Raw genomic sequence first — 23,967 nt, forward strand, 5'->3', positions numbered from 1 at the left:
TAGGCGGCGATTCACAACGCTGCCATCAAAGCGTCATCAATCGTTTCAATTCAGCAAAGTCGCTGGCGTATGTCGGCGCCCTATAACGTCAATGTCCAACCGACTAGGGGTCATGAAGCCTCCCCCACACCGCCTGCCCCTCTTGTCCCTACCTGGATGTCCCCCGCTCCGCCTCGGCCAGAAAGTCCTCGACGTTGCCTTGAAAGCCCTTCAGATGGGCCTTGATACGCTCGTCCGGCCAGTCCCACCAGGCCAGGCGCTCGAGGCGCTCGGCGATGGTGGGGTCGTCGAAGCGTGGCCTGAGCACCCGGGCGGGGTTGCCCACCACGATGTGGTAGGCCGGCACGTCTCTGGTCACCACGCTGCCGGCGCCGACGATGGCGCCGTGACCGATGGTCACGCCGGGCAGCACGATGGCGCCGTGGCCGATCCAGACGTCGTGGCCGATAACCACCCGGTCGGCCTCGCGCCAGGCGAATACTTCGCCGTCGAGGGCCTCGTCGCTGAAGCCGAACTTGCCGGGGCGATAGCTGAAGTGGTGCAGGGTCGGCCGCCACCAAGGGTGGTTGCTCGGGTTGATGCGCACGCTGGCGGCGATGGAGGTGAACTTGCCGATGGTAGCGAACATGACGTCGCCGTCACGCTCGATATAGCTGTAGTCGCCGAGACTGACATGGTTGAAAACGCAGCGACTGCCGACCTCGGTGAAGCGCCCAAGCTCACTGTGGTGCAGGCGAGCGTCGGTAGCGACGTTGGGCCGCTCGGAAAGACGCGGGGACGTCGGCTGGGCCAGCGCGCTGGATGAGTCTCTGGGTGAGCCACTGGGCGAGTCACAAGATAAGGAGCCGTCAGACACAGACGGCGTGGGGATATCGGACATGATCAGGGGTGCTCTCGCAGATAAGTCAGCATGAAGGAAGCCAAGGCCGCAACTGGAGCAACGCCTTGCCTGGGCTTAGTACGAAAAGCCGGCGAGCGATGGTTAGACAAGGCAAAAATCGGTGAGACAGCGCAGTTTACGAGGCGTAAATGAGCACTTTGACCGGACTGTCGCACCAGCCGATTTTTAATGCCGTATTACCGAGCGCAGACACTTTTCCTGCAAGCCCTAGCAGACGGCGTCCAGGCGATCCCAGTCCTCCAACGTCTCGCCATCCCGGGCGATGCGCACCTTGGGCGGCAAGGGGGTCGGCTGGTCCAGACGCTCGGCGTCCAGTTCATGGCTGATGTGGGTGAGATAGGCCCGGGGCGGGTCGAGCCGGGTGATGATCTCCAGCGCCTGGGTGATGCTGTTGTGGTTGCGCGTCTCGAGCTGGCTGGCCGGGTGGCAGGCGTCGAGCACGACGACGTCGGCGTCCCACTGGCGCAGAAAGCGCTCGGTGGCGCCGGGCAAGCCCTGGGTGTCGGTCAGGTAGGCCAGGCGGGTGCCGCCATCATCCAGGCAGTAACCGAGGGTCGGCTTGCTGTGATTGAGCGGCACCGGGGTCACCGTCAGCCCGTCGAAGTCCAGCGGCTTGAACGGCTTGAGCCCCGGCTGAAAGTCGAGGATGCCGCTGTTGCGATAGAGATCGGCGCAGCCGTTGGGGTCCTTGGGGCCGTAGACCGGGATCGACGTGCCGGTCCCCCAGCGCAGGTGAAACAGCCCCTGCACATGGTCGGCGTGGTAGTGGGTGACGAAGAAGGCGGCGGGACGCTCCAGCTCGCAGCTATGGGCCAGGTCCATGCGCCCGGCGTCGAGCAGGTAGCGCCGGCCGTCCACGCTCAGCTCGGCGCAGCAGGGGCCACGCTGATGGCTGGTGAACACCCTGGCCCGAGTGCAGGCGCGACAGTCGCAGCCGAAGCGAGGCACCTGGGCGCTGTCTCCGGTGCCGTTGAAGCGAAACTCCATGGAAGTCTCCGAGCTGAAGCAAGGGGCACAAGCCGCTTGCGCTGGTGAGGTGGTACGCACTGCCGCTGTAGTCGGCGATCGACACAAGGCCGGCGCCGACAGGCTCGACGCCGGCTCCGTCAGTGGCGGGAGGCGATGATCGCCTCCAGCGCCCGGACGCTCTCGTCCAGGCTGCCACCGTTGTCGACGCGATCCAGTGCCGGATGGCAGCGCTCGAGTTCGGCCTCCACCTCGGCGTGGCGCGCAAGGCGCGCCTCGATCTGATCGACGCTCTCGCGCCCGCGCCTGGCGAGCCGCTCACGCAGCACCCCGGGCGGGGCGGTCACCACCACCGGCGTGAGGCGCTCGCCGAAGCGCGCGCGGGCGGCCGCGAGCTCGCGACGACTGCCGTTGAGCAGCACCGTGGCCCCGGCCGCGAGCCAGGCCTCCACCTCGATGCCAACGCCGTAGTGAAGCCCGTGGGCGACCCAGTCAAGGCAGAACAGGCCGCGTGCCCGCCGGGCCTCGAACTCGGCCGGCGACAGCGCCACCGAGTCCTCGCCGACGCCGCTTGGCCGGGTGATGTAGCGGTGCGCCACCAGCAGGTCCGGGCGCCGCTTTCGCACGGCGTCGAGCAGGCTGTCCTTGCCCACGCCGCTGGCGCCGATCAGGTAGACCAGCATCAGTGCACCTGCCTGCCCGCGCACCACACGCGCTGGACCAGCGGATGGCCGTCGACCTCGCGCACCCGCACCAGATCGGCGCGCAGCCCCTGAGCGATACGCCCGCGATCGTCCAGGCCCACGGCCTCGGCCGGCCTACGCGAGGCCGTGGCCACCGCGCGGGGCAGGTCGTAGCCGTCCTCCATGGCGGCGATACGAAATACCGCATCGAGCAGCGCCGCCGGGTAGTAGTCGGAGGACAGGATGTCGAGCACGCCCAGGCGCACCAGCTCGGCCGCGGCGATATTGCCGGAGTGGGAGCCGCCGCGGACCACGTTGGGGGCGCCCATCATCACCGCCATGCCGTGACGATGGGAGGCCTCGGCGGCCTCCCGGGTGGTGGGGAACTCCGCTACCCGGGTGCCGTACTCGAGGCTTTCCGCCACGTGGGCGACGGTGGCGTCGTCATGGCTGGCCAGGGCCAGGCCGCGCTCGCTGCACAGCTCGGCGATGGCGCGACGGTGGGCGCTGGAATAGGCGGCGCTGTTGGCCAGCTGCTTCTCGATAAAGGCCTCGAGGCTGGCATCGTCCAGGCCGTACTTGCCCTGGTAGTAGACCCGGTAGGCGTCAAGGCTGGCGAACTGGCGCTGGCCCGGCGAGTGATCCATCAGCGACACCAGCCCCAGCAGCGGCGAGTCCATGAAGCTCTTGAAACGCGCCAGAGTATCCGGGTGGCACACCTCGCAGCGCAGGTGCAGACGGTGGTCGACCCGGGCCATGCCGTTGTCGTTGATCGCAGCCAGCGAGGAGACCATCTCGTCGAGGGCCCCGTGGCGCATGCTCTGCTCGTCGACGTCACCGATCGACACTGCGTCGAACACCGTGGTGATGCCGCTGGCGGCCATCTGGGCGTCGTGGGCCAGCGCCGCCTGGCGGCCCGGCCAGGACACCTTGGGCCTTGGCTGGAAGTACTTTTCCATATTGTCGGTGTGCAGCTCGATCATGCCGGGCATCAGGATATCGCCCTGGCAGTCGGTCACCCCCGGGAGCGACACCGGGCCACGTTCCAGCGCCTTGATCACGCCGTCCTTGATCACCAGGCTGCCGTGCACCACCTCGTCGTCGAGCACCAGCCTGGCGTTGGTCAGAATCTGATCCTGGTTCATGAAAGGGACTCCCCGGAGTCGGTCTGACGAAATGAGGTATGGTCTGACGCGGTGCGGTCAGCGTCGGTGCCACCAAGCAGCATATGCCCTTCCAGCTCAAGCAGGCGATCGGCGACCCGCTCGCGCACCTCCTCGTCGTGGAAGATGCCGAGCATGGCGGTGCCACGGGCCTTGGCCTCCTCGATCAACTGCACCACCACCTCGCGGTTGGCGGCGTCCAGCGACGCCGTGGGCTCGTCGAGCAGCAACAGCGGGTGTTCGGCGATAAAGCCACGGGCGATATTGACCCGCTGCTGCTCACCGCCGGAGAAGGTGCCTGGCGCCAGCTCCCACAGCCGCTCGGGCAGGTTGAGCCGCGCCAGCAGGGCCTCGGCACGGGCGCGGGCCTCGGACACGTCACAGCCCCGGGCCAGCAGCGGCTCCATCACCACCTCCCGGGCCGAGACCCGGGGCACCACCCGCAGAAACTGGCTGACGTAACCGATCACGTCGCGCCGCAGCAGGTGCCAGGCATGGGCCGGCAGCGCCGACAGCTCCAGCTCGCCATCTTCGAAGTGCAGCGTCAGCTGCCCGCCGCTGACCCGGTAATTGCCGTTGACCATCTTCAACAGGGTGCTCTTGCCGATGCCGCTGCGCCCGGCCAGCACCAGGCACTCGCCCGGCGACAGGGACAGATCGAGACCGCGCATCACCGGCAGCGCCTGGCCGCCCTGGGCGTGCAGCACGAAGGTCTTGTCGAGCCGCCGGGCGGTAAGAAAGGGGGACGTCATCTTGGACTCCTGAGCAAGCGAATTCATGGCGTCAGCACCGAGGACACCAGCAGCTGGGTGTAGGGATGCTGTGGATCGTCGAGGATCTGATCGGTCAGCCCGGCCTCCACCACCCTGCCCCGGCGCATCACCATCAGGCGGTGGGCCAGCAGCCTGGCCACCGCCAGGTCGTGGGTGACCAGGATCACCGACAGGCCGAGCTCCCGGGTCAGGGTGCGCAGCATGTCCAGAAGCCGCGCCTGGACCGAGACGTCGAGGCCGCCGGTGGGCTCGTCCATGAACACCAGCCTCGGCTGGGTCACCAGGGTGCGGGCGATCTGCAGGCGCTGCTGCATGCCACCGGAAAAGGTCTGGGGCGCGTCGTCGATGCGCGCGGGGTCGAGCTCGACCCGGCCCATCCAGTCCTGTCCGGCGGCGCGCAGTTCGCCATAGTGACGCTGGCCCAGCGCCATCAGTCGTTCACCGACGTTGGCCCCGGCGGAGACGCCCAGGCGCAGGCCGTCCCGGGGGTTCTGATGGACCAGGCCCCACTCCATGCGCAGCAGGGCGCGGCGGCGTGCCTCGCTGATGGCGTAGAGGTCGAGCGCCTCGTCCTTGCCGGGGGAGCCGCCGACCGAGCCGGCTTCCCCGGCGTGATAGACCACCTGACCGCGATCCGGCGCCTCGAGCCCGGAGAGCACCCGCAACAGGGTCGACTTGCCCGAGCCGGACTCGCCGACGATGCCCAGCACCTCGCCCTGGTGCAGGGTGAAATCGATCTCCTCGCAGCCCTTGCCGGGGCCGTACAGGCGCTGGATGGCGCGGGCCTCGAGCAGGGCGGGACGTTCAAGCTGTGGGCGCTTCATGCCTTCTCCTCGCTGCGGGAGTTGCAGTAGTCGGTATCCGAGCACACGAACATGCGTGCGCCCTGATCATCGATGATGACCTCGTCCAGGTAGCTGTCGGTGGCCCCGCAGATGGCGCAGGGCTCGTCCCAGGCCTGGATCTCGAAGGGGTGGTCCTCGAAGTCGAGGCTCTCCACCCGGGTGTGTGGCGGAATCGCGTAGAGGCGCTTCTCGCGGCCGGCGCCGAACAGCATCAGCGCCTCGCTCATGTGCAGCTTGGGGTTGTCGAACTTGGGAATCGGCGAGGGGTCCATCACGTAGCGTCCGTCGACCTTCACCGGGTAGGCGTAGGTAGTGGCGATATGGCCGTGGTGGGCGATGTCCTCGTAGAGCTTGACGTGCATCACCCCGTACTCCTCGAGGGCGTGCATGACCCGGGTCTCCTCCTCGCTGGGCTCGATAAAGCGCAGCGGCTCGGGGATCGGCACCTGGAAGATCAGGATCTGGTCGGCGCGCAGGGTCTTCTCGGGAATCCGGTGACGGGTCTGGATCACGCTGGCCTCTGCCGTGGCGGTGGTGGTCTCGACCCCGGCGACGCGCTCGAAGAAGGCGCGGATGCTGACCGCGTTGGTGGTGTCGTCGGCGCCCTGGTCGATCACCTTGAGGGTGTCGTCGGCGCCCAGCACGCTGGCGGTCAGCTGCATGCCACCGGTGCCCCAGCCGTAGGGCATCGGCATCTCGCGCCCGCCGAAGGGCACCTGGTAGCCGGGGATCGCCACCGCCTTGAGCAGGGCGCGACGGATCATGCGCTTGGTCTGCTCGTCCAGGTAGGCGAAGTTGTAGCCGCTGTCGATGGCGGTGTTCATCGGACGTTCTCCTGGACGTTCTTGGCCTGGGCGTTCGCGGTCTGGGCTTTTTCGGGATCGGCCTTGTCGCCATCGCCTGGTGCAGGACGTGCGCTGGCGGCTTGGGTGTCGGACACGGCCTCGGCTGTGGCGGCGGTACGCTCGGCGTGCTCACGACGCAGGCGGCGAATCAGCTCAAGCTCCGACTGGAAGTCGACGTAGTGCGGCAGCTTCAGGTGCGAGACGAAGCCCGAGGCCTCGACGCTGTCGGCGTGGGCCAGCACGAACTCGGCCTGCTGGGCCGGGCTCTGGATCGGCTCGCCAAGCTCATCGGCGCGCAGGGCGCGGTCGACCAGCGCCATGGCCATGGTCTTGCGCTCGTTGCGGCCGAAGGCCAGGCCGTAGCCCCGGGTGAACTGGGGGGCGGTGTCACCGCTGCCGGCGAACTGGTTGATCATCTGGCACTCGCTCATGGCGATCTCGCCGACGCACACCGGTCCGTCGAAGCCCTCGACCTCGATCTCGACCTCCACCGCACCCTGGCGGATCTCGCCGGCGAAGGGGTGGTTGCGCCCGTAGCCCCGCTGGGTCGAATAGCCCAGCGCCAGCAGGTAGCCCTCGTCGCCACGCGCCAGCATCTGCAGCCGGGTGGCGCGATCCACCGGAAAGTCGGGGGGATCGCGGGTGATGTCGTAGGGCTCGCTGCCATCGTCCTCTTCCCGCTCGATCAGGCCTTCATGGTTGAGACAGTCGAGGATCTGGGGGCAGGCCTCGAGACCTTCCTCGGCACGCGGCGGCGCCGGTGTGGCGTTCTCGACCTCCTCGCCGGCCAGCAGCATGAAGTCGAGCAGCCGGTGGGTGTAGTCGTAGGTCGGGCCCAGCACCTGGCCGCCGGGCACGTCCTTGAAGGTGGCGCTGATGCGACGCTCTATGCACATGGCGCCGGTATCCACCGGCAGGGTCTCGGCCAGCCTCGGCAAGGTGGTGCGATAGGCGCGCAGCAGAAACACCGCCTCGACGGTGTCGCCGCTGGCCTGCTTGAGCGCCAGGGCGGCGAGCTCGGGATCGTACAGCGAGGCCTCGGCCATCACCCTGTCCACCGCCAGCCCCAGCTGTTGCTGGACCTGGGACACCTCGAGTTCGCGCTGGTCGCGCTCTCCACGACGACGATCGGCCATCCAGCGATGGGCATTGGCGATGGCCTTCTCGCCTCCTTTCACGGCGACATACATCAGGCGGTCTCCTCTTGATGTTCGGCGTCGTCTGTTTCCGCCAATCCAGCTCCGGACAAGCCAGCTCCCGACAGACGGGTGCTGCGGGCGATGGCAGTGAGTCGCGTCCCGCTGCTGATAAAGGCGTCCAGCCCCCGGGGGAAGTGGGCACGATTGGCGGCGAGCACACGCATCAACGGCAGCACGCGCTCGGCGTTACCCAGCGCAAGGCCGCGCTGACCGGGTACCCCGGGACCGGATAACCACCAGTCCTCGCCCTGCGCAAGTGCCTCGACCGTCACGATCAGCGTGGTGCTGCGATCGGGCCAGGCGTCCGAGCCCAGCGCGAAGCCGTCCTCCCGGGACAGGGTGTCGGGGGTCACCAGGGCGAAGTCGGCCTGGGCCGGGTCGTCGGTCAGTCGCGCCCCGGTGTGGAAGGCCAGGGCGGCGGCAAGGTTGGCGCCAGCCAGCTCCTGGTCCACCCACACCCGGGTATCGAGGTCGCACAGTGCCAGCAGCGCGCCCCAGGCGGCGGGCGAGATCGCCGCGCCGGCCGGCAGCTCCGGCAAGACAAGCTCGGTCAGAGTGCCGGGCTCGGACATGGCGCTGAGCAGCTGACGAAACAGCCGCTGGCTGTCGTGAACGGGATCGACGAGTCCCGGCCAGTCGTGGGGCCGGACGGCCTCGGAGGTCTGCTGGGTCATGTTCATTCGCCCCTTACCATGGTGAAGAAGTCGACGCGGGTGGCGGCGGCGGTCTGCGAGGCCTGGTTGCGCTGCTCATCGAGTGCCTGCTCGAGCGGTGCCATCAGTTCGCTGTCGATACGCCTGGCCCAGTGGTCGTGGTGAGCGCAGGCGTCGACCAGGGCGATCAGCTCGGCGTGGGCCTTGTCGCGACCACGCACCCAGCCATGGCCAAGGGTGCCGTCATCGAGGGCGACGCTGGCCCGGGTCAGGGTCATCTCGCCCAGGTTGAAGGCCGATCCACTGCCGCCCATGCGGCCACGGACCATCGCCATGCCGGTCTCGGGGCCACGCACGCAGCGGTGGCTCGCCTGGATGCCCAGGGACTGCCAGCCTTGCGCAAGACGGTCGAAAGGAGTCAACGCGAGCAGGCGATGACGTTGCGTCGGGGTCATGGTCGGTGTCATGAGAAGCCCTCGTCGTCGTGGGACTGCGGACGCTCGTCCGCGGGAAAGTCGAAGTGATAGGCCAGCCGATCGGCCCGTGCCCGACTGACGGAGATCTCCACCAGACGACCATCGGCGTCGACGTTGTCACTGGTCAGCACCACCAGCGGCGCCAGGCGGGCGCACTGCAGCATGCGGCTGTCGTCGGCGTCGGCCTGGACCGCTTCCAGGCGCACCCGGGAGCGCCTCAGGCGCAGCCCGTAGTGCTGGTCCAGCAGCGCCCGGGTCGAACCACCGCGATAGCGATCTAGCCAGCCCGGCACCCGTTCGGGGTCGAACCAGTGGCGCAGCCGCAACAGCGGGGCCCGGTCGACATGGCGCATGGTGTCGACACACAGAAGGCTCTCGCCCGGCCCACGCGCAAAGCGCTGGGCGATGGCCTCCGGCGGCACCGCCAGGCCCTGGGTCAGGCAGCAGGTCTCGGTGGCCAGGCCCAGTTCCGCCAGGTTGTGGGTGACCTTGCTGGCGGCGTTGACCGCATAGTCCAGGCGGCGGTCCACCACCTGGGTGCCACGGCCCTGGTGACGGGTCACCATGCCGGCGGCCACCAGTTCGTCCAGCGCCCGGCGTACGGTGTGGCGGTTGACGCCGAAGCGCCTGGACAGCGCCGCTTCGCTGGGCAGCAGATCGCCGGGAGAGTACTGCGCCCGGACTTCGCGCGAGAGGACATCGGCCAACTGGCGATAGCGCGGCGGGCTGCCTGCCTCGGTCACTTGTCTAGACATCTTCGCTCCAAAAAAGAAGGTATCGGGTGGTGGCCGAAGCCACCGGCAGACCAGCCGTTCTGGTCTGCTTACTCGGCTCTGCTGTGTCAGCCTAGATGAAGCGCTTGCGTACGAACTGCGAGGCCATGTCCAGCGCCGTCACGGCGATGATGATCACCAGCATGATGGTGGCCGTCTCGGCGTACTGGAATCCGCGCATGGTCTCCCACAGCGCCACCCCGATACCGCCGCCACCGACCATGCCGAGCACCGTGGCCGAGCGGATGTTGGACTCGAAGCGATACAGGCTCACCGAGATCCACAGCGGCAGCACCTGGGGAATCAGACCGAACACGATCTCCTCGATGCGCCCTGCTCCGGTGACCCGAATGCCTTCCATGGGCCCGGCCTCGGCGGCTTCCACCGCTTCGGAAAACAGCTTGGCCAGCACCCCGGTGGTGTGGATGAACAGCGCCAGGGTTCCGGCGAAAGGCCCAAGCCCCACCGCCACCACGAACAGCATGGCGAATACCAGCTCGTTGATGGCACGGGTGGCGTCCATCAGTCGGCGCACCGGCTGGTAGACCCACCAGGGCACCAGATTCTCGGAGCACAGAAGGCTCGCAGGAATGGCGACCAGGATGGCCAGCAGGGTGCCCCAGATGGCGATCTGGATGGTCACCAGCATCTGCTCGATGTAGTGGCCGAGGTTGCCGAAGGCCGGGGGAAAGAAGTCGCCGGCCAGGGTCGCCATATTGTCGGCGTTGGTCACCAGCAGGCTCGGGCGCATCTCGACGCCCTGCCAGGACCAGGCCAGCACCGCCAGGCCGACGCCCCACAGCGCCAGGGTGGTCCAGCTACGCTTGGGCGGCAGGCTGATGCCGGAAAGTTGTGTCTGGGTGGTCATGCGTTTTCCTGGGGGAACTTGAGAAAGCGGTGACAGCGTGAGCGGTCCAGGCCGCGCCGGGCCTTCGTCCCGGCGCGGCCTGGCGTCACATCAGCCGGCGTTGGTGGCGGCATCCTCGGGCATCGCCTCGGCGGCCTGCACTTCCTTCATGCGCGCATCGAGATCGTCGAGCTGGCTGTCGATCTCGGCCAGTCGGGCCTCGCGATCGCCTTCGTCCAGGCTTTCGTCCTTTGCCACCTCGGAGCGCTCCTTGAACAGCGCCAGCTGACGGATCGGCAACAGCTGGTCGTTGTCGGAGGCATCGAAGCCAGACCACTGCAGCGGCTCGAGAATCTGCTGCTCTTCGGCGTCATCGCCGTAGTTCAGGAAGAACTCACGCAGCTTTTCCTTGGTGGCGTCGTCCAGGTCGCCGCGCCACACCAGCGGGTCGGACGGGATCAGCGGCGACTTCCAGATCACCCGCAGCTGCTCGGCCTTGTCCGGCGCGGTCACTTCCAGACGCTCCATGCCTTCGGTATTGAAGGTGGCCACGTCGACCTGCTGATTGGCCACCGCCAGGGCGTTGGTCTCGTGGCTGGAGTTCAGGGTGCGCTTGAAGGCTGACGAGGCGTCGACACCGTTCTTGGCGAAGACGTAGTAGCCCGGCACCAGATAGCCGGAGGTGGAGTTGGGATCGCCGTTGCCGAACACCAGCTCGGAGGCGTTGGCCAGGACGTCATCGACGCTTTCGATGTCGCTGTCCTTGTGGGTGATCATCAGACTCCAGTAGCCCGGGGCTCCGTTGGCCGCCACGGTCTGGGCGAAGATCTCGCCGTCGGCACGATCGACGGCTTCCATGGCCGACTTGTTGCCGTACCAGGCCAGGTCGATCTGATCAAAGCGCATGGCCTGGATCACCGCGGCGTAGTCGGTGGCGAAGAAGGGCTCGACCTCCATGCCGATCTGCTCGGACATATCGGCCAGGAACGGGTCCCACAGCGGCGCCAGATTCTGGCTGGCCTCGGTGGAGATGATGCCGAACTTGAGGGTCTCGGTCTCGGCGGCGGCCAGCTGGGCACTGGCGGCGAGGCCGATACCGGCGATCAATGGCAGCGACAGGCGACGAAAGGATGCGAGAGACATGGGATTCTCCTGAAGGTTATCGGTCGTTGTGGGAACAGGTGTCGCAGGATGTGGTGGCTCAGCTATGGACGACCTGCGCCGACACAGCCGTCTGGGCCTGGGTGTAGCTCGGCTCACGCAGCGGTGACGGCAGGTCGGGTTGACTGCCGGCACGCAGCTCGTCGAGGCCGGCGTTCTCGTACAGGGTCTTGAGGCGTGCGTCGGTCAGCTCGGAGGTCTTGCCGTCGAAGTACAGGCGCCCATCCTTGAGCGCGATGGCCCGGTGGCAGTAGCGCCGGGCGATATCGACCTGATGCAGGGTGATGACCACGGTGCGGCCATCCTCGGCGTGAATCCGCTCGAGGATCTCCATCACCTCCCGGGCGCTGCGCGGGTCCAGCGAGGCGATGGGCTCGTCGGCGAGGATGACGTCGGCGTCCTGCATCAGCACCCGGGCGATGGCCACCCGCTGCTGCTGACCGCCGGAAAGGGTGTTGGCACGCTGGTAGGCCATGCCCTCGAGGCCGACCCGAGCCAGGCACTTGAGGGCCCGTTGGCGTTCCTCGTCGCTGAAACGACCGAGCAGCGCCCGCGCCCGCGGCATGCGCCCGAGCTGGCCAATCAGCACATTGGTCAGCACGCTGAGGCGATTGACCAGGTTGAACTGCTGGAAGATGTAGCCGACCCGGCAGCGCTGGCCACGGCTGGCCCGGCGAAGGCGACCGCTGGCCTGGATCTCGCGCCCCAGCAGGCTGACTCGGCCACCGCGATCACGGTTGCAGCAGGTCAGTCCGACCAGATGACGCATCAGGGTGGACTTGCCGGAGCCGGATGGGCCGATCAGCGCAACGATCTCCCCCGGGGTGATCTCGAAACTGACATCCTCGAGCACTCGGCTATGGCCGAAGTTCTTGTTGAGCCGCTCGACGATGATGGTGGGAATGGACATGACGCCTCTCCTCTAGGAATGGCGCCAGTCTGGACATCAAAGATGAAGGCCAGTTGTCTAGACAATGTCATTGAGATGACAAATTTCCCTGCACACGGAGCAAGCGCTCCGGCATTACCTCGCCAGAGGTATAAAAAACAAGGAGTTGGGGTTGGCTGTCATGCAGCGGTCACGTCATTGCCGCCGATTCGTCATACTCAGGCAGGGCGACCTGTCGACGAAGACGTCGTCCACTTGTACGAAAAGGAAGTTGGACAAGACGCCCTGGAAAGGGCTGCAAGGAGGCACCCGCAAGCGGCCAATCGCCACGCCCATAGCGCCAGGCGATAGAGGCCATAAACAGGCTTGAAGGGAAAACCGGCGGCTTCGGCGCCAGACTGAATCCGACACATGATCCCACGGAGGCATGTCATGCAGCATCTCAGTCTGGAGCCGGGCGCCCTGGAGGTCAGCGACCTGGCGGGAATGCGTCGGTTCTTCGAGACGACACTGGGCCTTCGGGTGCTGGTCGCCAGCGACACTGGGGTGACCCTGGAATTGGGGGGCGGCGAGAACACCCAGGTGCTGATGTTGCTGGCGAGCCACACCCCGACGCCGCCGAGAACACTGAATCTCGAGGTCGACGCCGCCAGCTTTCCTGCGCTGCGTCGACGCCTGGAAGACTGCGGACACGAGTGCGGCTTTGTACAGAGCTGGGAGGGAGACAACAGCACCTCGCGTCAGTGCGCCTTTCGGGTGGTGCTGTGCCGGATGCCGGAGGGGCACTGGCTGAGGCTTACCGCCATCGATCCGGCCCGCTGCGCCTCATCGACCCGAGAGGTCCGGGCCTGACGCTGTTGGTCAGTCATGTCCCTCGTCCCCCTCGTCATCGCCCTCATCATCACCCAACAGCCGCTGGCGCCGTTCGTCACGGAACTTCTGCAGGCGGTTGTTGCGGTAGCGCCGGACGATCGCTACTACCAACGCCACCACCAGCATCAGCCCCAGGGTGAGCCCCTGCCACGGGCGCGGGTGGTCCAGGGTGGTGCCGAGCACAAAGATCATCACGAAGCCGAGGGCCTGGCTGCCGATGGCCAGGGCGCGCAGGGGGTCGAAGGTCTTGGGTGGTGACATCACAGATCCTGATCAGAGAGATGGCTCGAAAACCGATGGCCCGGCAGGCGGCTCGAGATGACAGCGCGCATCGGGCGCAGTAGCCTTGCCGGATCGAGCCCACCAAGTGTACCTGCTCGCCTGCGCATTTTCGTGCTTTCGCGTTTCCCCAATGGAGTTCGCCCCATCCATGGATGCCATCGCCATCGGTCCGGTGCTAGTGAGCCTGCCGCGTCTCTACGCCCTCGTCGTCACCCTGCTGCTGCTGGCCGCCAGCGCCTTCCTGATGGGCCTGCCCCGCCGCCGCCACGGTCGCTGGTTCAACGGCCTGATGCTGGCCTGGCTGGTCGGCGCTCGCCTCGGGCACGTGCTGCCGCACTGGGCCGCCTATCAGGACAACTGGCTGGATATCATCAAACTGTGGCTGCCCGGCTACAGCGGGGTCTGGGGGCTGGTCGCCGCCGCCCTGTGGACCCTGTGGTCACTGCGTGATCGCCTCGGCGCCCTGCTCGGTGCCCTGGGTCTGACGCTGGTCGCCTCGCTTGCCTGGCTGGCGCTGGTCAGCTGGGCGCCGCTGTCGGCAAATCCGGCGCCACAACGCGTGCCAGAGCTGACCCTGGAAGACGTCGATGGCGCCCCCATCGAACTGGCCTCGCTGGCAGGCGGCCCCACCGGCAAGCCGCTGATCATCAATCTATGGGCTACCTGGTGCCCGCCTTGCCGGCGCGAGATGCCGTTGTTGGCCGACATCGACCAACGCGACGACGTCACCGTGGTCGTGGCCAATCAGGGCGAGCCGCTGGTTCAGGTCGCGCGCTACCTGGACGAGGCCGGCCTGGACTTTCGCTACCCCCTGCTCGACCCGCGCCAGCAACTGCTGGCAGCGAGTCAATCTCCCGGGCTACCCACGACACTGCTGTTCGACGCCGAAGGGAAGCTGCTCGAGCGCCATGTGGGGGAGCTGACCCTGCCTCTGCTGGACGACTGGCTGGCGCGCTGAAACTTTGCCAACCTGAGCACATACTGCAGGTGAACCGCACCCGCAGTCTCAGGGCCGAGGGGGACACCCCGCCTCGGCCCGCCCAACCTGTCTTTTCCTGCACTGACGTAGCCTGAATCCCCCACCTCACGGCCGAGCTCATCGCTGGCCCGGGCACGGCGGCAAGCGCGGGGGCGTTTCGGGAACGCCTCGATGCGAAGGTTTCAGCCGCCATGCGACATCTGATCACGGGCATGACGATGGCGCTTAAGCCAGACTGAAGATTGCTGTAAGATACCGCGCCCTGTCGGCGGCGGGCCTGGCCCGCGACCACGAACCGTAACGACGCATCTCCCGAGGCATCATGAGCGACTTCTCTCCCGGCCAGCGCTGGATCAGCGACGGCGAGGCCGAACTCGGCCTGGGCACTATCCTGAACTGCGACGCGCGCAGCGTCACCGTGCTCTTCGGCGCCAGCCAGGAAACCCGCACCTACAGTACCCGTCTTGCCCCGTTGACCCGAGTCGCCTTCGGCAGTGGTGATCGCATCCAGTCCGCCGAGGGCTGGCAGATGACGGTGGACGACACCAAGGAAATCGATGGCCTGATCGTCTATATCGGCGAAGACGACAAGGGCGAGCTGTGCGAATTGCCGGAGGCCCGGCTGGCCGACAGCATGCAGTTCGACCAGGCCCGAGATCGTCTGCTGACCGGCCAGGTCGATCGCAACGACTGGTTCGACCTGCGCTTTCGCACCCTGCATCACTACCATCGCATCGAGCAGAACCCGGCGCTGGGTCTGGCCGGCCCACGCATCGATCTGATCCCCCATCAGCTGTACATCGCCGACGAGGTCTCCTCGCGTCAGGCGCCTCGCGTGCTGCTGGCCGATGAAGTCGGCCTCGGCAAGACCATCGAAGCCGGACTGATCCTGCATCGCCTGCTGCTGACCGGGCGGGTCGAGCGCGCGCTGATCCTGGTGCCGGCGAGCCTGACTCACCAGTGGCTGGTGGAATTGCTGCGACGCTTCTCGCTGTCGGTGACCCTGCTCGACGAACAGCAGAGCCAGGCCCATGGCGATGCCAATCCCTTCGAGGCCGGCCAGCTGGTGCTGGCAAGCCAGGACTGGCTGTTCGCCAACACCCACCGTCAGCAACAGGCCGAAGCCTGCGAGTGGGACCTGCTGATCGTCGACGAAGCCCACCACCTGGAGTGGAGCGAGGACGAGGTCGGCCCCGGCTACGCCTGCGTCGAGCGCCTGGCCGGCGCCACCGACGGCGTGCTGCTGCTGACCGCGACGCCGGAACAGATGGGGCTGGCCAGCCACTTTGCCAGGCTGCGCCTGCTCGATCGCGAACGCTACTCGGACCTGGAGGCCTTCCGCGCCGAAGAGCAGGGCTATGTGGCGGTGGCCGAGGCCATCGACGCCCTGGGCGATGTCGACGGGCCGCTGGATGCCGGCGCCCGGGACACCATCGGCGCGGTCGCCGACGACGGCGACAGCCAGGCGCTGCTGGCGACCCTGTCCAACCCCGAATGCAGCCTGGAACAGCGCCAGCAGGCCAGCGCCCAGCTGCGAGACCAGCTGCTCGACCGCCACGGCACCGGCCGGGTGATGTTCCGCAACAGCCGTCGCCACGTAGGCGGCTTCCCTGAACGTCGCCTGCACGTCGACAAGCTGGAGCTGCCGTCGTCCTATCGCCGAGTGCTGCGTCGCCTGGCGCGGGACGAGGACTACCTCGACGAGCTGCTGATCGAGACCGGCCTCGACCACCCCGAGGTGATGGTCTATCTGGACGGCATGTACAGCGCCCTGACCGAGGACCCTCTCAACGCCGAACCCTGGTGGCAGTTCGACCCCCGGGTGACCTGGCTGCTTGAACGGCTGACCGAGATGGGCGACGACAAGGTACTGGTGATCGCCCACGACCGCGAGACCGCCCAGGGGCTGTCCGACGGCCTGCGCGTGCTCGGCGGAGTACAGGCGCCGGTGTTCCACGAGGACCTGTCGCTGGTCGAGCGCGACCGTGCCGCCGCCGCCTTCGCCGATGACGAGGACGGCTGCCAGGTGCTGGTGTGTTCCGAGATCGGCTCCGAAGGCCGCAACTTCCAGTTCTGTCGTCATCTGGTGATGTTCGACCTGCCGCTCCACCCGGACCAGCTCGAGCAGCGCATCGGCCGTCTCGATCGCATCGGCCAGCGCCACGCCATCGAGATCCATGTGCCGGTGTTCGAAGGCAGCCCCGGCGAGAAACTGCTGCGCTGGTATCAGGAGGGGATGGACGCCTTCAGTGCGCCGCACGGTATCGGCAATGACCTGTTCGACGCCTTCGGCGACGACCTGGCCGAGAGCCTGCTCGACGACGAGGCCCTGGAAGAAGTCATCGGCGAGACCCGCGCGCTGTTCGACGCCAAGCTGGCGGAACGCGACGCCGGTCGCAATCGCCTGCTGGAGCTCAACGCCTGCCGTCCCGAGCGGGTCGAGTCGGTCAAGCAGGGGATCGTCGAACTCGACGAGGACCGCGCCCTGCCACGCTACCTCGACCAGGCGCTGGACATCTTCGGCGTCGACAGTCGCGAACTTGGCAACGACCTGACCCTGCTGTCACCGGGCTCGCACATGCTCGACGGCCTGCCAGGGCTGGTGAAGGGCGAGGAAGGCTTCACCGTGACCACCTCGCGCTCCCGCGCGCTGGCCCGGGACGACGTCCAGCGGCTGTCCTGGGAACACCCGCTGCTGCGCGAGATGATGGGCCGCATCCTCGACGGCAACATGGGCAACACCGCCCTTGCCCTGCTCAAGCATCCGGCGATCCCTGCCGGCCGGCTGATGGCGGAGCTGGTGTTCCGCACCCACTGTCCGGCACCGAAGCGCCTGCACCTCAATCGCTTCCTGCCGCCCACCGCGGTGCGGGTGCTGCTCGACGAGTCCGGCGCCAACCTCACCGACAAGGTGTCTTTCACCGGTCTTTCGAAGAACCTCAAGAAGGTCAAGAAGGCGGTGGCGCGGGACCTGATCAAGAGTCGTCACGACCAGCTGCGAGACCTGCTCGACAGCGCCGAGGCCGAGGCCCAGCGAGAGCTGCCGACGATCGTCGAGGCCGCCCAGGTGCGCATGCGCCAGACGCTGGACAACGAGCTGACCCGACTCGAGGCCCTGGCACAGCGCAACCCGTCGGTACGCGAGGACGAGATCACCGCCCTGCGCGACGAGCGCCAGGCGCTGGACCAGGCCATCGAAGGCACCCGCCTGCGCCTGGACGCCGTGCGTGTGATCGTGACCATCGACGACGACAGCCGCTAAGGGTGGCCCCGCGCTGCGACCGACAGCGCGGGGCTCCTGCTGTTTGCGAGATGTGTCCGGTGCAAGGCCTTGGCGTAACGTGAGTCGCCTGGGGTATCGACCGGCAGTAGCGACCGCCGGTGTCGAACAGCGGAACTCGCGCCGTCTTAAAGAATGTCGTCCAGCGCCTTGTCCAGGGTCGGGTAGCGAAAGCTGAAGCCCTCCTCCTCGAAGCGCTGCGGCACCATGCGCGCGCCGGTCAGCAGCAGCCGCGACATCTCGCCGAAGGCGGTCTCCAGCACCATCGCCGGCACCGGAAAGGGCGTCGGGCGCTTCAGGTGACGCCCGATCGCTTCGGTGAACTCGCGGTTGGTGACGGGCTCCGGGGCACTGCCGTTGAAGGGCCCGCTCAGGTGCTCCTTCTCGATCAACCACAGGATCATTTCCACCAGATCCTCGCGATGGATCCAGGGCATATACTGATCGCCCTTGCCGAGCCGCCCCCCCAGCCCCAGCTTGAACGGTGGCAGCAGCTTCTTGAGCATGCCGCCGCCTTCATCCAGCACCAGGCCGGTGCGCAGGATCGCCAGGCGCACGCCGAAGTCCTTCACTCCAGCGGCGGCCTGTTCCCAGCGCTTGCACAGGCGGTGGGCAAATTCATCATGGGGCGCTGTCTGCTCGGTTACCGTCGGCGCATCCTCGCCCCCGCCTTGATCGCCGTAGAAGCCCATGGCCGAACCACTGACCAGCACCCTGGGGGCCTTGGCGGTCTGCGACAGCTGTTCGCACAGCATCACCAGTTCCCTGGTGGCGTTGATGCGCGAATCGATAAGTCTTTCCTTCTGAGTGTCACTCCAGCGCTTGTCGGCAATGGGCTCGCCTGCCAGGTTGACCAGCACCCCCGGCGGCGCGTCGACGAAGTCCAGCGCGCTGACCCGTACATCCGCTCCTTCGGGCAGCACCTTCGCCGCCTGCGCCGGTGAGCGGGAGACCACCTGTACGCGGTGACCGGCGTCCACCAAGCGTCGACACAGACGCTGGCCCACAAAGCCACTGCCACCGGTGATCAGTACTCGCATAGCTTGTCCTCTCGCAATACACAACGATCCCTGGTCCCGACCACATACCGTCGGCCCTCTCTGACGGCAGCGACCACCGCAGCGTGCGACCAGCCTGATTTCAGCCTAGTCGGTTGTGCGCTGGCCGGTCTACGGCTTGTCTGAAAAGTGCCTGCGCTCGGTAATACGGCGTTAAAAATCGGCTGGTGCGCCAGCCCGGTCAAAATGCTCATTTACACCCCGTAAACTGCGCTTTCTCACCGATTTTTGCCTTGTCTAACCTTCGCTCGTCGACTTTTCGGACAGAGCCTAGGACTTCATTTGACTCAAGTTGTACATCACTTATACGCTACATCCAAGATACTGACACCACAGACTCGAGGAGGGCTTCCGTCGATGCTGCAGGTCGCCATCATTGGAGCGGGGTTCAGCGGCCTGGCTTGCGCCGGCCAGCTCCGCCGACACGGTCACCGTGCGGTGCTGTTCGACAAGGGCCGAGGACCCGGTGGGCGCGCCAGTTCTCGCCGGGAGGGAGACGAATCCCTCGACCTGGGTGCTCAATACTTCAGCGTGCGTGACGCTGCCTTCGCCGCCGAGGTCGACCGCTGGGAAGCCGCAGGGGTGGCCACGCCCTGGCCGCCCTCCAGCTATCGGGTCGACGCCTCGGGCGCCTGGCATGAGGAAGGCGACGATCAACATCGTTACTGCGGCACTCCACGCATGAGCGCCATCACCCGCCACCTGGCCGCCCCCCATGAGCTGTTTGCGGCGACTCGCGTCACCCGCTTGACCGATCGCCTGGACGGCTGGTGGCTAGAGGACCCGCAGGGCGACAGCTACGGCCCCTTCGACCGGGTGGTGGTGACCGCGCCGGCGGCCCAGGCCGAACCCCTGCTGCGCCCCCACGACGAGGCGCTGGCGAAGGCCTGTCGTGAGATCCGCATGCTGCCCTGCTGGAGTGCCTGGGTGCGCTTCGACACAGCGCTGACGCTCGAGGGCATCGACGCCGACTGGCCAGTGGTACGCTTTGACCAGGGGCCGCTGCGCCTGGCGGTTCGCCACAATCGCAAGCCCGGGCGCGAGCACCAGAGCGAGACGCTTTCGCTGCTGGCCCGGGACGAATGGAGTCAGCGCCATCTCGAGGACGACGCCGAGGACGTGGCCAGCAGGCTGACGGCAGCCCTGCAGAAGGCCCTCGCAACCCGGTTGCCGACAGGTTCCTCTCTGCCCCAGATCACGGCCAGCGGTGCCCATCGCTGGCGCTACGCCACCGCGGACCTTACGCTGGCGGCGCCCGATCACCGTCTCGGCGAGGATGGCCTGGCACTGGCCGGTGACGGTCTGCGCGGCGGACGTATCGAGGATGCCTGGCTGTCGGGCGTGCACGTCGCCGAGGCCCTGCATCGTACTGCCACCGACGCCTGAAGCGGGCGCCAGTCGCAGGCTTACCCATTTTCAGGTCATCAGGAAACCGAACATGTCATACGCACTGGTACTACTTGCACACGGCTCCAGCGATCCCAACTGGCGGGCGCCCTTCGAGCACTTCCGCGACGCCCTGGCGCCACGCCTTGGCACGCCGATCCGGCTGTCCTACATGGAGCTGTGCGAGCCGTCGCTGGAGTCCACCGTGGCCGAACTGAGCGCAGCCGGTGCTACCCGCATCGAGGTGCTGCCGCTGTTCTTCGCCGCCGGTCGTCATCTGCGCAAGGATGTGCCTGCCCAGATCGACGCCCTGCGCAGCGAACACCCGGGGCTCGAGCTGACGCTGCTGGCGCCGGTAGGAGAACACCCCGTGTTCGTCGAGGCGCTGGCAAGCGCAGTGGCCGACCAGGTCGGCGAGACGCTGTCACCCGCCCCCTGATCAGCCCCCTAGGGCTTGTCTGAAAAGTGCCTACGCTCGGTAATACGGCGTTAAAAATCGGATCAACATGCTCATTTACACCCCGTAAACTGCGCTGTCTCACCGATTTTTGCCTTGTCTAACCTTCGCTCGCCGACTTTTCAGACTAAGCCTAGACGTTCAATCAGCGTGAGCGAAAAGCGGTAAAACTGTTGTACACTTTGTAGCGTCTGTACAGCTACGGAAACGTCGAGTCACCTACGCCATCGACAACTTCCAGGGACAGGGCGCAGCTTGCGCCTTCACAATCGCACCAGGACACGCATCGAGGCCCTCATGAGTCATACGGCGCCCCCCACCGAATCTCCTCTCTACCCCATCCGCGAAGTGTCGCGGCTCACCGGGGTCAATTCGGTGACCCTGCGTGCCTGGGAGAGGCGCTACGGACTGATCGAGCCGCGCCGCACGCCCAAGGGGCATCGCCTCTACGCTCGGGAAGACATCGAGCGGGTCGAGCGTATTCTGCAATGGCTCAACCGCGGTGTCCCGGTCAGTCAGGTCAAGGACCTGTTGACCCAGCCCGAGCCCGCCGAGACGGCACCGCCCGCCGCCGGTGACTGGACCTCGCAGCGCCGCCAGATGCTGGGCGCGGTGGATGCCCTCGACATGGATCATCTGGACGGCCTGTACCAGCAGTCCCTGGCCCTCTACCCGGTCGGCACCTGCATCAGTGAGCTATGGCAGCCGGTGGTCCAGGAACTCGAGGAGCGCTGGGAAGGGCAGCTTGGCGCGGCCTTGCAGCGACGCAGTCTGGAGAGCTTCCTGCGCACGCGCATCGGTATTCGCCTGTTTCACGCCAATCGCACCGCCCGTGGTTCCACCCTGCTGCTGGACACCCTGCCAGACGATGATGGTTCGCTGTGGACCCTGATGCTGGCGCTCGCCGCCAGTGAACGCGGCTACCGCATCGCCCTGATGGATGCGCCGCTGCCGTTCACCGATCTGCCGCTGGCGCTGGAGCGCCTGCGCCCCGGTGCGGTGGTGCTGTGCAGCGGCAAGGCTGAACGCTCCGACGTGGTCCGTCGACTGCTGCCTCGCCTGGCCGAACAGCTCGACACTCCGCTGGCGCTGTGCGGCCCGGTGGCACGCATCCGCGCCGCCGAACTGGCCGACAGCCAGATCGAGGTGCTCGGTGACGACATCCCCATGGCGCTGGACCGGCTGAGGCCACTGATTCGCCAGCACTGAGCCACGACAAGACAGCCTGATCATCCCCGTCGCGGCGCGATGCCCCCTCTAACCACGACACGATTCGCGGGAGCTCCCCATGCCTGTCACTCTGGTCTGGTTTCGCAGCGATCTGCGTATTCACGACAATACTGCGCTTTACCACGCCGCCCGACGCGGCCCGGTCATCGGGGTCTTTCTGCACGCCGAGCAGCAGTGGCGCGAACACGGCCACGGCGACAACAAGCTCGACTTTCTGTGTCGTGGCGTGGAGGCCCTGGGCGAAGCCCTGGCCGAGCGCAATATCCCGTTGATCCAGCGTCAGGTGCCGCGCTTCGATGACGCCCCCCAGGCACTGATGGCGCTGGCCGAGGAGCTCGGCGCCGACGCCCTCTATTTCAATCGCGAGTACCCCCTCGATGAGGTCAAGCGCGACCAGGCGGTGCTGGCGCAGGCCGAGCACAGCGGCCTCGAGGCGCGTGCCCTGCGCGACGCCGTGGCCTTCAGTCCCGGCGAGCTGCTCACCGGCAAGGGCGACTACTACGGCGTCTTCACCCCCTTCGCCAAGGCCTGGCACAAGGCCATCAGCGCCGAGCGACTCGAGGTGCTGGACCCACCGGAGCGCCAGGCGCCGCTGGAGCTGTCCTCCAGCGCCAGCCAGCGCCCCGACTATCCGAACAAGAGCGTGGATGGTCGCCACTGGCCGGCCGGCGAGGAGGCCGCCAGTGACCGCCTGTCGCGCTTTCTGCGAGGTTTCCCTGACAGCCCGGCGAAGCGCTACAAGGAGCAGCGGGACTTCCCGGCCAGACGCGGCACCAGCGAGCTATCGCCCTATCTGGCGCTGGGCATGATCTCCTGGCGTCAGTGCATGCAGGCGGTGATGGCGGTCAACGACGGTAGCTTGAGCGACGGCGACGCCGGCCTGACCGCCTGGGTCAGCGAACTGGTGTGGCGAGAGTTCTACCAGCACGTGGCCACAGGCTTCCCCAGGGTATGCCGCCATCGGGCCTTTCAACGCCACACCGAGGCCCTGGACTGGCGCGATGCCCCCGAGGATTTTGCCGCCTGGTGCGAAGGACGCACCGGCTATCCGCTGGTCGATGCCGCCATGCGCCAGCTGGTCGCCACCGGCTGGATGCACAATCGCCTGCGCATGGTGACCGCCATGTTCCTGTCCAAGCATCTGTTGATCGACTGGCGACGTGGAGAGCGATTCTTCCTCGAGCACCTGGTCGACGGTGAATTCGCCGCCAACAACGGCGGCTGGCAGTGGGCGGCGTCCACCGGTACCGACGCCGCGCCCTACTTCCGCATCTTCAACCCCACCACCCAATCCGAACGCTTCGATCCCGAAGGCGAGTTCATCGCGCGCTGGGTGCCGGAGCTTGCGTCACTGGCGCCGAAGAAGCGACATGCCCCGACCCGGGATCTGCTCACCGACCTCGACTACCCCGCCCCCATCGTCGACCACCGCGCCGCCCGCGAGCGCGCACTCGACGCCTTCAAGAGCCTGTCGAAGGACGCGGGATAAGGACACTGTCTGGCTTGGCCTGGCGTGAGATAGCCCGGCACAAGCCAGAGTCATTCTGAGGTCCCTTTGCTGATCCGCACCAGCCCGAACCCTCTAAACCCTGACCACCTAAGCCCGAACCACCTAAGCCCTGACCACCTCAGACCGATCCACCTAAGCCCGATCCACCTAAGCCCGATCCACCTCAGTCCGATCTGCCGACGACAACAACACCGACAAGGAGCACCCCATGATCCAGGACCCTGTGCTGGCGACCTTTTGCGACACCTTCAATAAACTAGACAATACCTGTACAGAAAAGCTATACAGTATATATTCTAGTGACATCGTCTTTATCGACCCATTGCATCGGGTGGAAGGCATAGAGGCACTGAAGCGCGACTTCGACGCCCTATACGCCAACGTGATCGACTGCCGCTTCCGCTTTCACCATGGCCTGCGGGACGGCGACCGGGGCTTCGTGTGCTGGACCATGGCGCTGCGCCACCGGCGCCTTTGCAAAGGCCGCCAGATCGACGTAGAAGGCTGCTCGGTATTGCGCTTCGCCTCACCAGACGGCGGCAAGGTGGTCCACCACCAGGACCACTTCGACGCCGGTGCGCTGCTCTACGAGCGCCTGCCGTTGCTCGGCGCGGTGATACGCAGCATCAAGCGATACGCCGCCGGTTGAGGCTGGCAGCGCCGGCCAATGCCCGCGCCTTCGGTAAATATACGCACCGTCGGCTGAAACCATGGACGGCGCCGATACGTAGCTGACAG

The 23,967-nt window shown here is 66.7% G+C and carries 24 protein-coding genes; 8 read left to right on the forward strand and 16 right to left on the reverse strand.

Going from position 1 to position 23,967, the window contains the following annotated elements:
- Positions 1–148: 148 nt before the first annotated feature.
- The 14 genes from KUW00_RS16920 to phnC all read right to left on the reverse strand — a co-directional run bounded on the left by KUW00_RS16920 (position 149) and on the right by phnC (position 12,195).
- The gene (locus KUW00_RS16920; protein WP_083970507.1) at positions 149–880 is read right to left on the reverse strand and encodes a DapH/DapD/GlmU-related protein; all 732 of its coding nucleotides are present in this window, start codon (positions 878–880) and stop codon (positions 149–151) included.
- 228 nt (positions 881–1,108) lie between these two features.
- Entirely contained in the window at positions 1,109–1,888 is a 780-nt protein-coding gene (phnP, locus tag KUW00_RS16925) for a phosphonate metabolism protein PhnP (RefSeq protein WP_045994231.1), read from the reverse strand.
- 119 nt (positions 1,889–2,007) lie between these two features.
- Positions 2,008–2,550, reverse strand: coding sequence for a ribose 1,5-bisphosphokinase (gene phnN / locus KUW00_RS16930; RefSeq protein ID WP_045994230.1), 543 nt, complete (start codon positions 2,548–2,550; stop codon positions 2,008–2,010).
- The gene (locus KUW00_RS16935; RefSeq protein ID WP_045994229.1) at positions 2,550–3,695 is read right to left on the reverse strand and encodes an alpha-D-ribose 1-methylphosphonate 5-triphosphate diphosphatase; all 1,146 of its coding nucleotides are present in this window, start codon (positions 3,693–3,695) and stop codon (positions 2,550–2,552) included. The genes phnN and KUW00_RS16935 overlap by 1 nt, the downstream gene beginning before the upstream one ends.
- Complete coding sequence (gene phnL, locus KUW00_RS16940) at positions 3,692–4,465, reverse strand: phosphonate C-P lyase system protein PhnL (protein WP_083970563.1); 774 nt, start codon at positions 4,463–4,465, stop codon at positions 3,692–3,694. The genes KUW00_RS16935 and phnL overlap by 4 nt, the downstream gene beginning before the upstream one ends.
- Positions 4,466–4,488: 23 nt before the next feature.
- On the reverse strand, positions 4,489–5,310 hold the full coding sequence (gene phnK / locus KUW00_RS16945; RefSeq protein WP_045994228.1) for a phosphonate C-P lyase system protein PhnK: 822 nt from the start codon (positions 5,308–5,310) through the stop codon (positions 4,489–4,491).
- Positions 5,307–6,155 (reverse strand): alpha-D-ribose 1-methylphosphonate 5-phosphate C-P-lyase PhnJ, encoded by an 849-nt coding sequence (locus KUW00_RS16950; RefSeq protein WP_045994227.1) that lies wholly within the window; start codon positions 6,153–6,155, stop codon positions 5,307–5,309. The genes phnK and KUW00_RS16950 overlap by 4 nt, the downstream gene beginning before the upstream one ends.
- Positions 6,152–7,366 (reverse strand): carbon-phosphorus lyase complex subunit PhnI, encoded by a 1,215-nt coding sequence (locus KUW00_RS16955; RefSeq protein WP_083970562.1) that lies wholly within the window; start codon positions 7,364–7,366, stop codon positions 6,152–6,154. The genes KUW00_RS16950 and KUW00_RS16955 overlap by 4 nt, the downstream gene beginning before the upstream one ends.
- A complete protein-coding gene (gene phnH / locus KUW00_RS16960) occupies positions 7,366–8,049 on the reverse strand; it encodes a phosphonate C-P lyase system protein PhnH (protein WP_083970564.1) in 684 nt (227 codons plus the stop codon). Before phnH ends, KUW00_RS16955 begins: the two co-directional genes overlap by 1 nt.
- 2 nt (positions 8,050–8,051) lie before the next feature.
- Complete coding sequence (phnG, locus tag KUW00_RS16965) at positions 8,052–8,495, reverse strand: phosphonate C-P lyase system protein PhnG (RefSeq protein WP_239452594.1); 444 nt, start codon at positions 8,493–8,495, stop codon at positions 8,052–8,054.
- Complete coding sequence (phnF, locus tag KUW00_RS16970; protein ID WP_083970561.1) at positions 8,492–9,259, reverse strand: phosphonate metabolism transcriptional regulator PhnF; 768 nt, start codon at positions 9,257–9,259, stop codon at positions 8,492–8,494. Before phnF ends, phnG begins: the two co-directional genes overlap by 4 nt.
- Positions 9,260–9,350: 91 nt before the next feature.
- Positions 9,351–10,145 carry a phosphonate ABC transporter, permease protein PhnE gene (phnE, locus tag KUW00_RS16975; RefSeq protein ID WP_045994226.1) on the reverse strand — a complete coding sequence of 265 codons (795 nt, stop codon included), beginning with the start codon at positions 10,143–10,145 and terminating at the stop codon, positions 9,351–9,353.
- 90 nt (positions 10,146–10,235) lie between these two features.
- On the reverse strand, positions 10,236–11,267 hold the full coding sequence (gene phnD / locus KUW00_RS16980) for a phosphonate ABC transporter substrate-binding protein (protein WP_045994225.1): 1,032 nt from the start codon (positions 11,265–11,267) through the stop codon (positions 10,236–10,238).
- 58 nt (positions 11,268–11,325) lie between these two features.
- Complete coding sequence (gene phnC / locus KUW00_RS16985; protein WP_045994224.1) at positions 11,326–12,195, reverse strand: phosphonate ABC transporter ATP-binding protein; 870 nt, start codon at positions 12,193–12,195, stop codon at positions 11,326–11,328.
- A gap of 411 nt (positions 12,196–12,606) precedes the next feature.
- On the opposite strand from phnC, the gene KUW00_RS16990 reads away from it, so the two are divergent.
- Positions 12,607–13,026: a glyoxalase/bleomycin resistance/dioxygenase family protein gene (locus KUW00_RS16990; RefSeq protein ID WP_045994223.1), complete on the forward strand. Its 420-nt coding sequence runs from the start codon at positions 12,607–12,609 to the stop codon at positions 13,024–13,026.
- Between the two features lie 9 nt (positions 13,027–13,035).
- Here KUW00_RS16990 and KUW00_RS16995 read toward each other — a convergent pair whose 3' ends face one another.
- A complete protein-coding gene (locus KUW00_RS16995; protein ID WP_045994222.1) occupies positions 13,036–13,308 on the reverse strand; it encodes a hypothetical protein in 273 nt (90 codons plus the stop codon).
- A gap of 169 nt (positions 13,309–13,477) precedes the next feature.
- Here KUW00_RS16995 and KUW00_RS17000 point away from each other — a divergent pair, with 169 nt between their 5' ends.
- Positions 13,478–14,287, forward strand: coding sequence for a TlpA family protein disulfide reductase (locus KUW00_RS17000; RefSeq protein WP_222569676.1), 810 nt, complete (start codon positions 13,478–13,480; stop codon positions 14,285–14,287).
- A gap of 343 nt (positions 14,288–14,630) precedes the next feature.
- The gene (gene rapA, locus KUW00_RS17005; protein ID WP_108449195.1) at positions 14,631–17,570 is read left to right on the forward strand and encodes an RNA polymerase-associated protein RapA; all 2,940 of its coding nucleotides are present in this window, start codon (positions 14,631–14,633) and stop codon (positions 17,568–17,570) included.
- Positions 17,571–17,716: 146 nt separating this feature from the next.
- On the opposite strand, the gene KUW00_RS17010 is transcribed toward rapA, so the two are convergent.
- A complete protein-coding gene (locus KUW00_RS17010; RefSeq protein WP_045994219.1) occupies positions 17,717–18,628 on the reverse strand; it encodes a TIGR01777 family oxidoreductase in 912 nt (303 codons plus the stop codon).
- Positions 18,629–19,003: 375 nt separating this feature from the next.
- Between KUW00_RS17010 and KUW00_RS17015 the strand changes: the two genes are divergently transcribed.
- From KUW00_RS17015 to KUW00_RS17035, 5 genes are all read left to right on the forward strand, one after another.
- Positions 19,004–20,032: an NAD(P)/FAD-dependent oxidoreductase gene (locus tag KUW00_RS17015; protein WP_108449194.1), complete on the forward strand. Its 1,029-nt coding sequence runs from the start codon at positions 19,004–19,006 to the stop codon at positions 20,030–20,032.
- A 52-nt stretch (positions 20,033–20,084) separates the two neighbouring features.
- Positions 20,085–20,471, forward strand: coding sequence for a sirohydrochlorin chelatase (locus KUW00_RS17020; protein ID WP_108449193.1), 387 nt, complete (start codon positions 20,085–20,087; stop codon positions 20,469–20,471).
- A 315-nt stretch (positions 20,472–20,786) separates the two neighbouring features.
- Positions 20,787–21,698, forward strand: a complete 912-nt coding sequence (locus KUW00_RS17025; RefSeq protein ID WP_045990818.1) for a MerR family transcriptional regulator — start codon at positions 20,787–20,789, stop codon at positions 21,696–21,698.
- A gap of 79 nt (positions 21,699–21,777) precedes the next feature.
- The gene (gene phrB / locus KUW00_RS17030) at positions 21,778–23,208 is read left to right on the forward strand and encodes a deoxyribodipyrimidine photo-lyase (protein ID WP_108449192.1); all 1,431 of its coding nucleotides are present in this window, start codon (positions 21,778–21,780) and stop codon (positions 23,206–23,208) included.
- Positions 23,209–23,437: 229 nt separating this feature from the next.
- On the forward strand, positions 23,438–23,878 hold the full coding sequence (locus KUW00_RS17035) for a nuclear transport factor 2 family protein (protein ID WP_045990820.1): 441 nt from the start codon (positions 23,438–23,440) through the stop codon (positions 23,876–23,878).
- The last annotated feature ends 89 nt before the right edge of the window (positions 23,879–23,967 follow it).

The organism is Halomonas sp. DP5N14-9 (assembly GCF_019802175.1).
GTDB classification, from domain to species: Bacteria; Pseudomonadota; Gammaproteobacteria; order Pseudomonadales; family Halomonadaceae; genus Halomonas; species Halomonas litopenaei.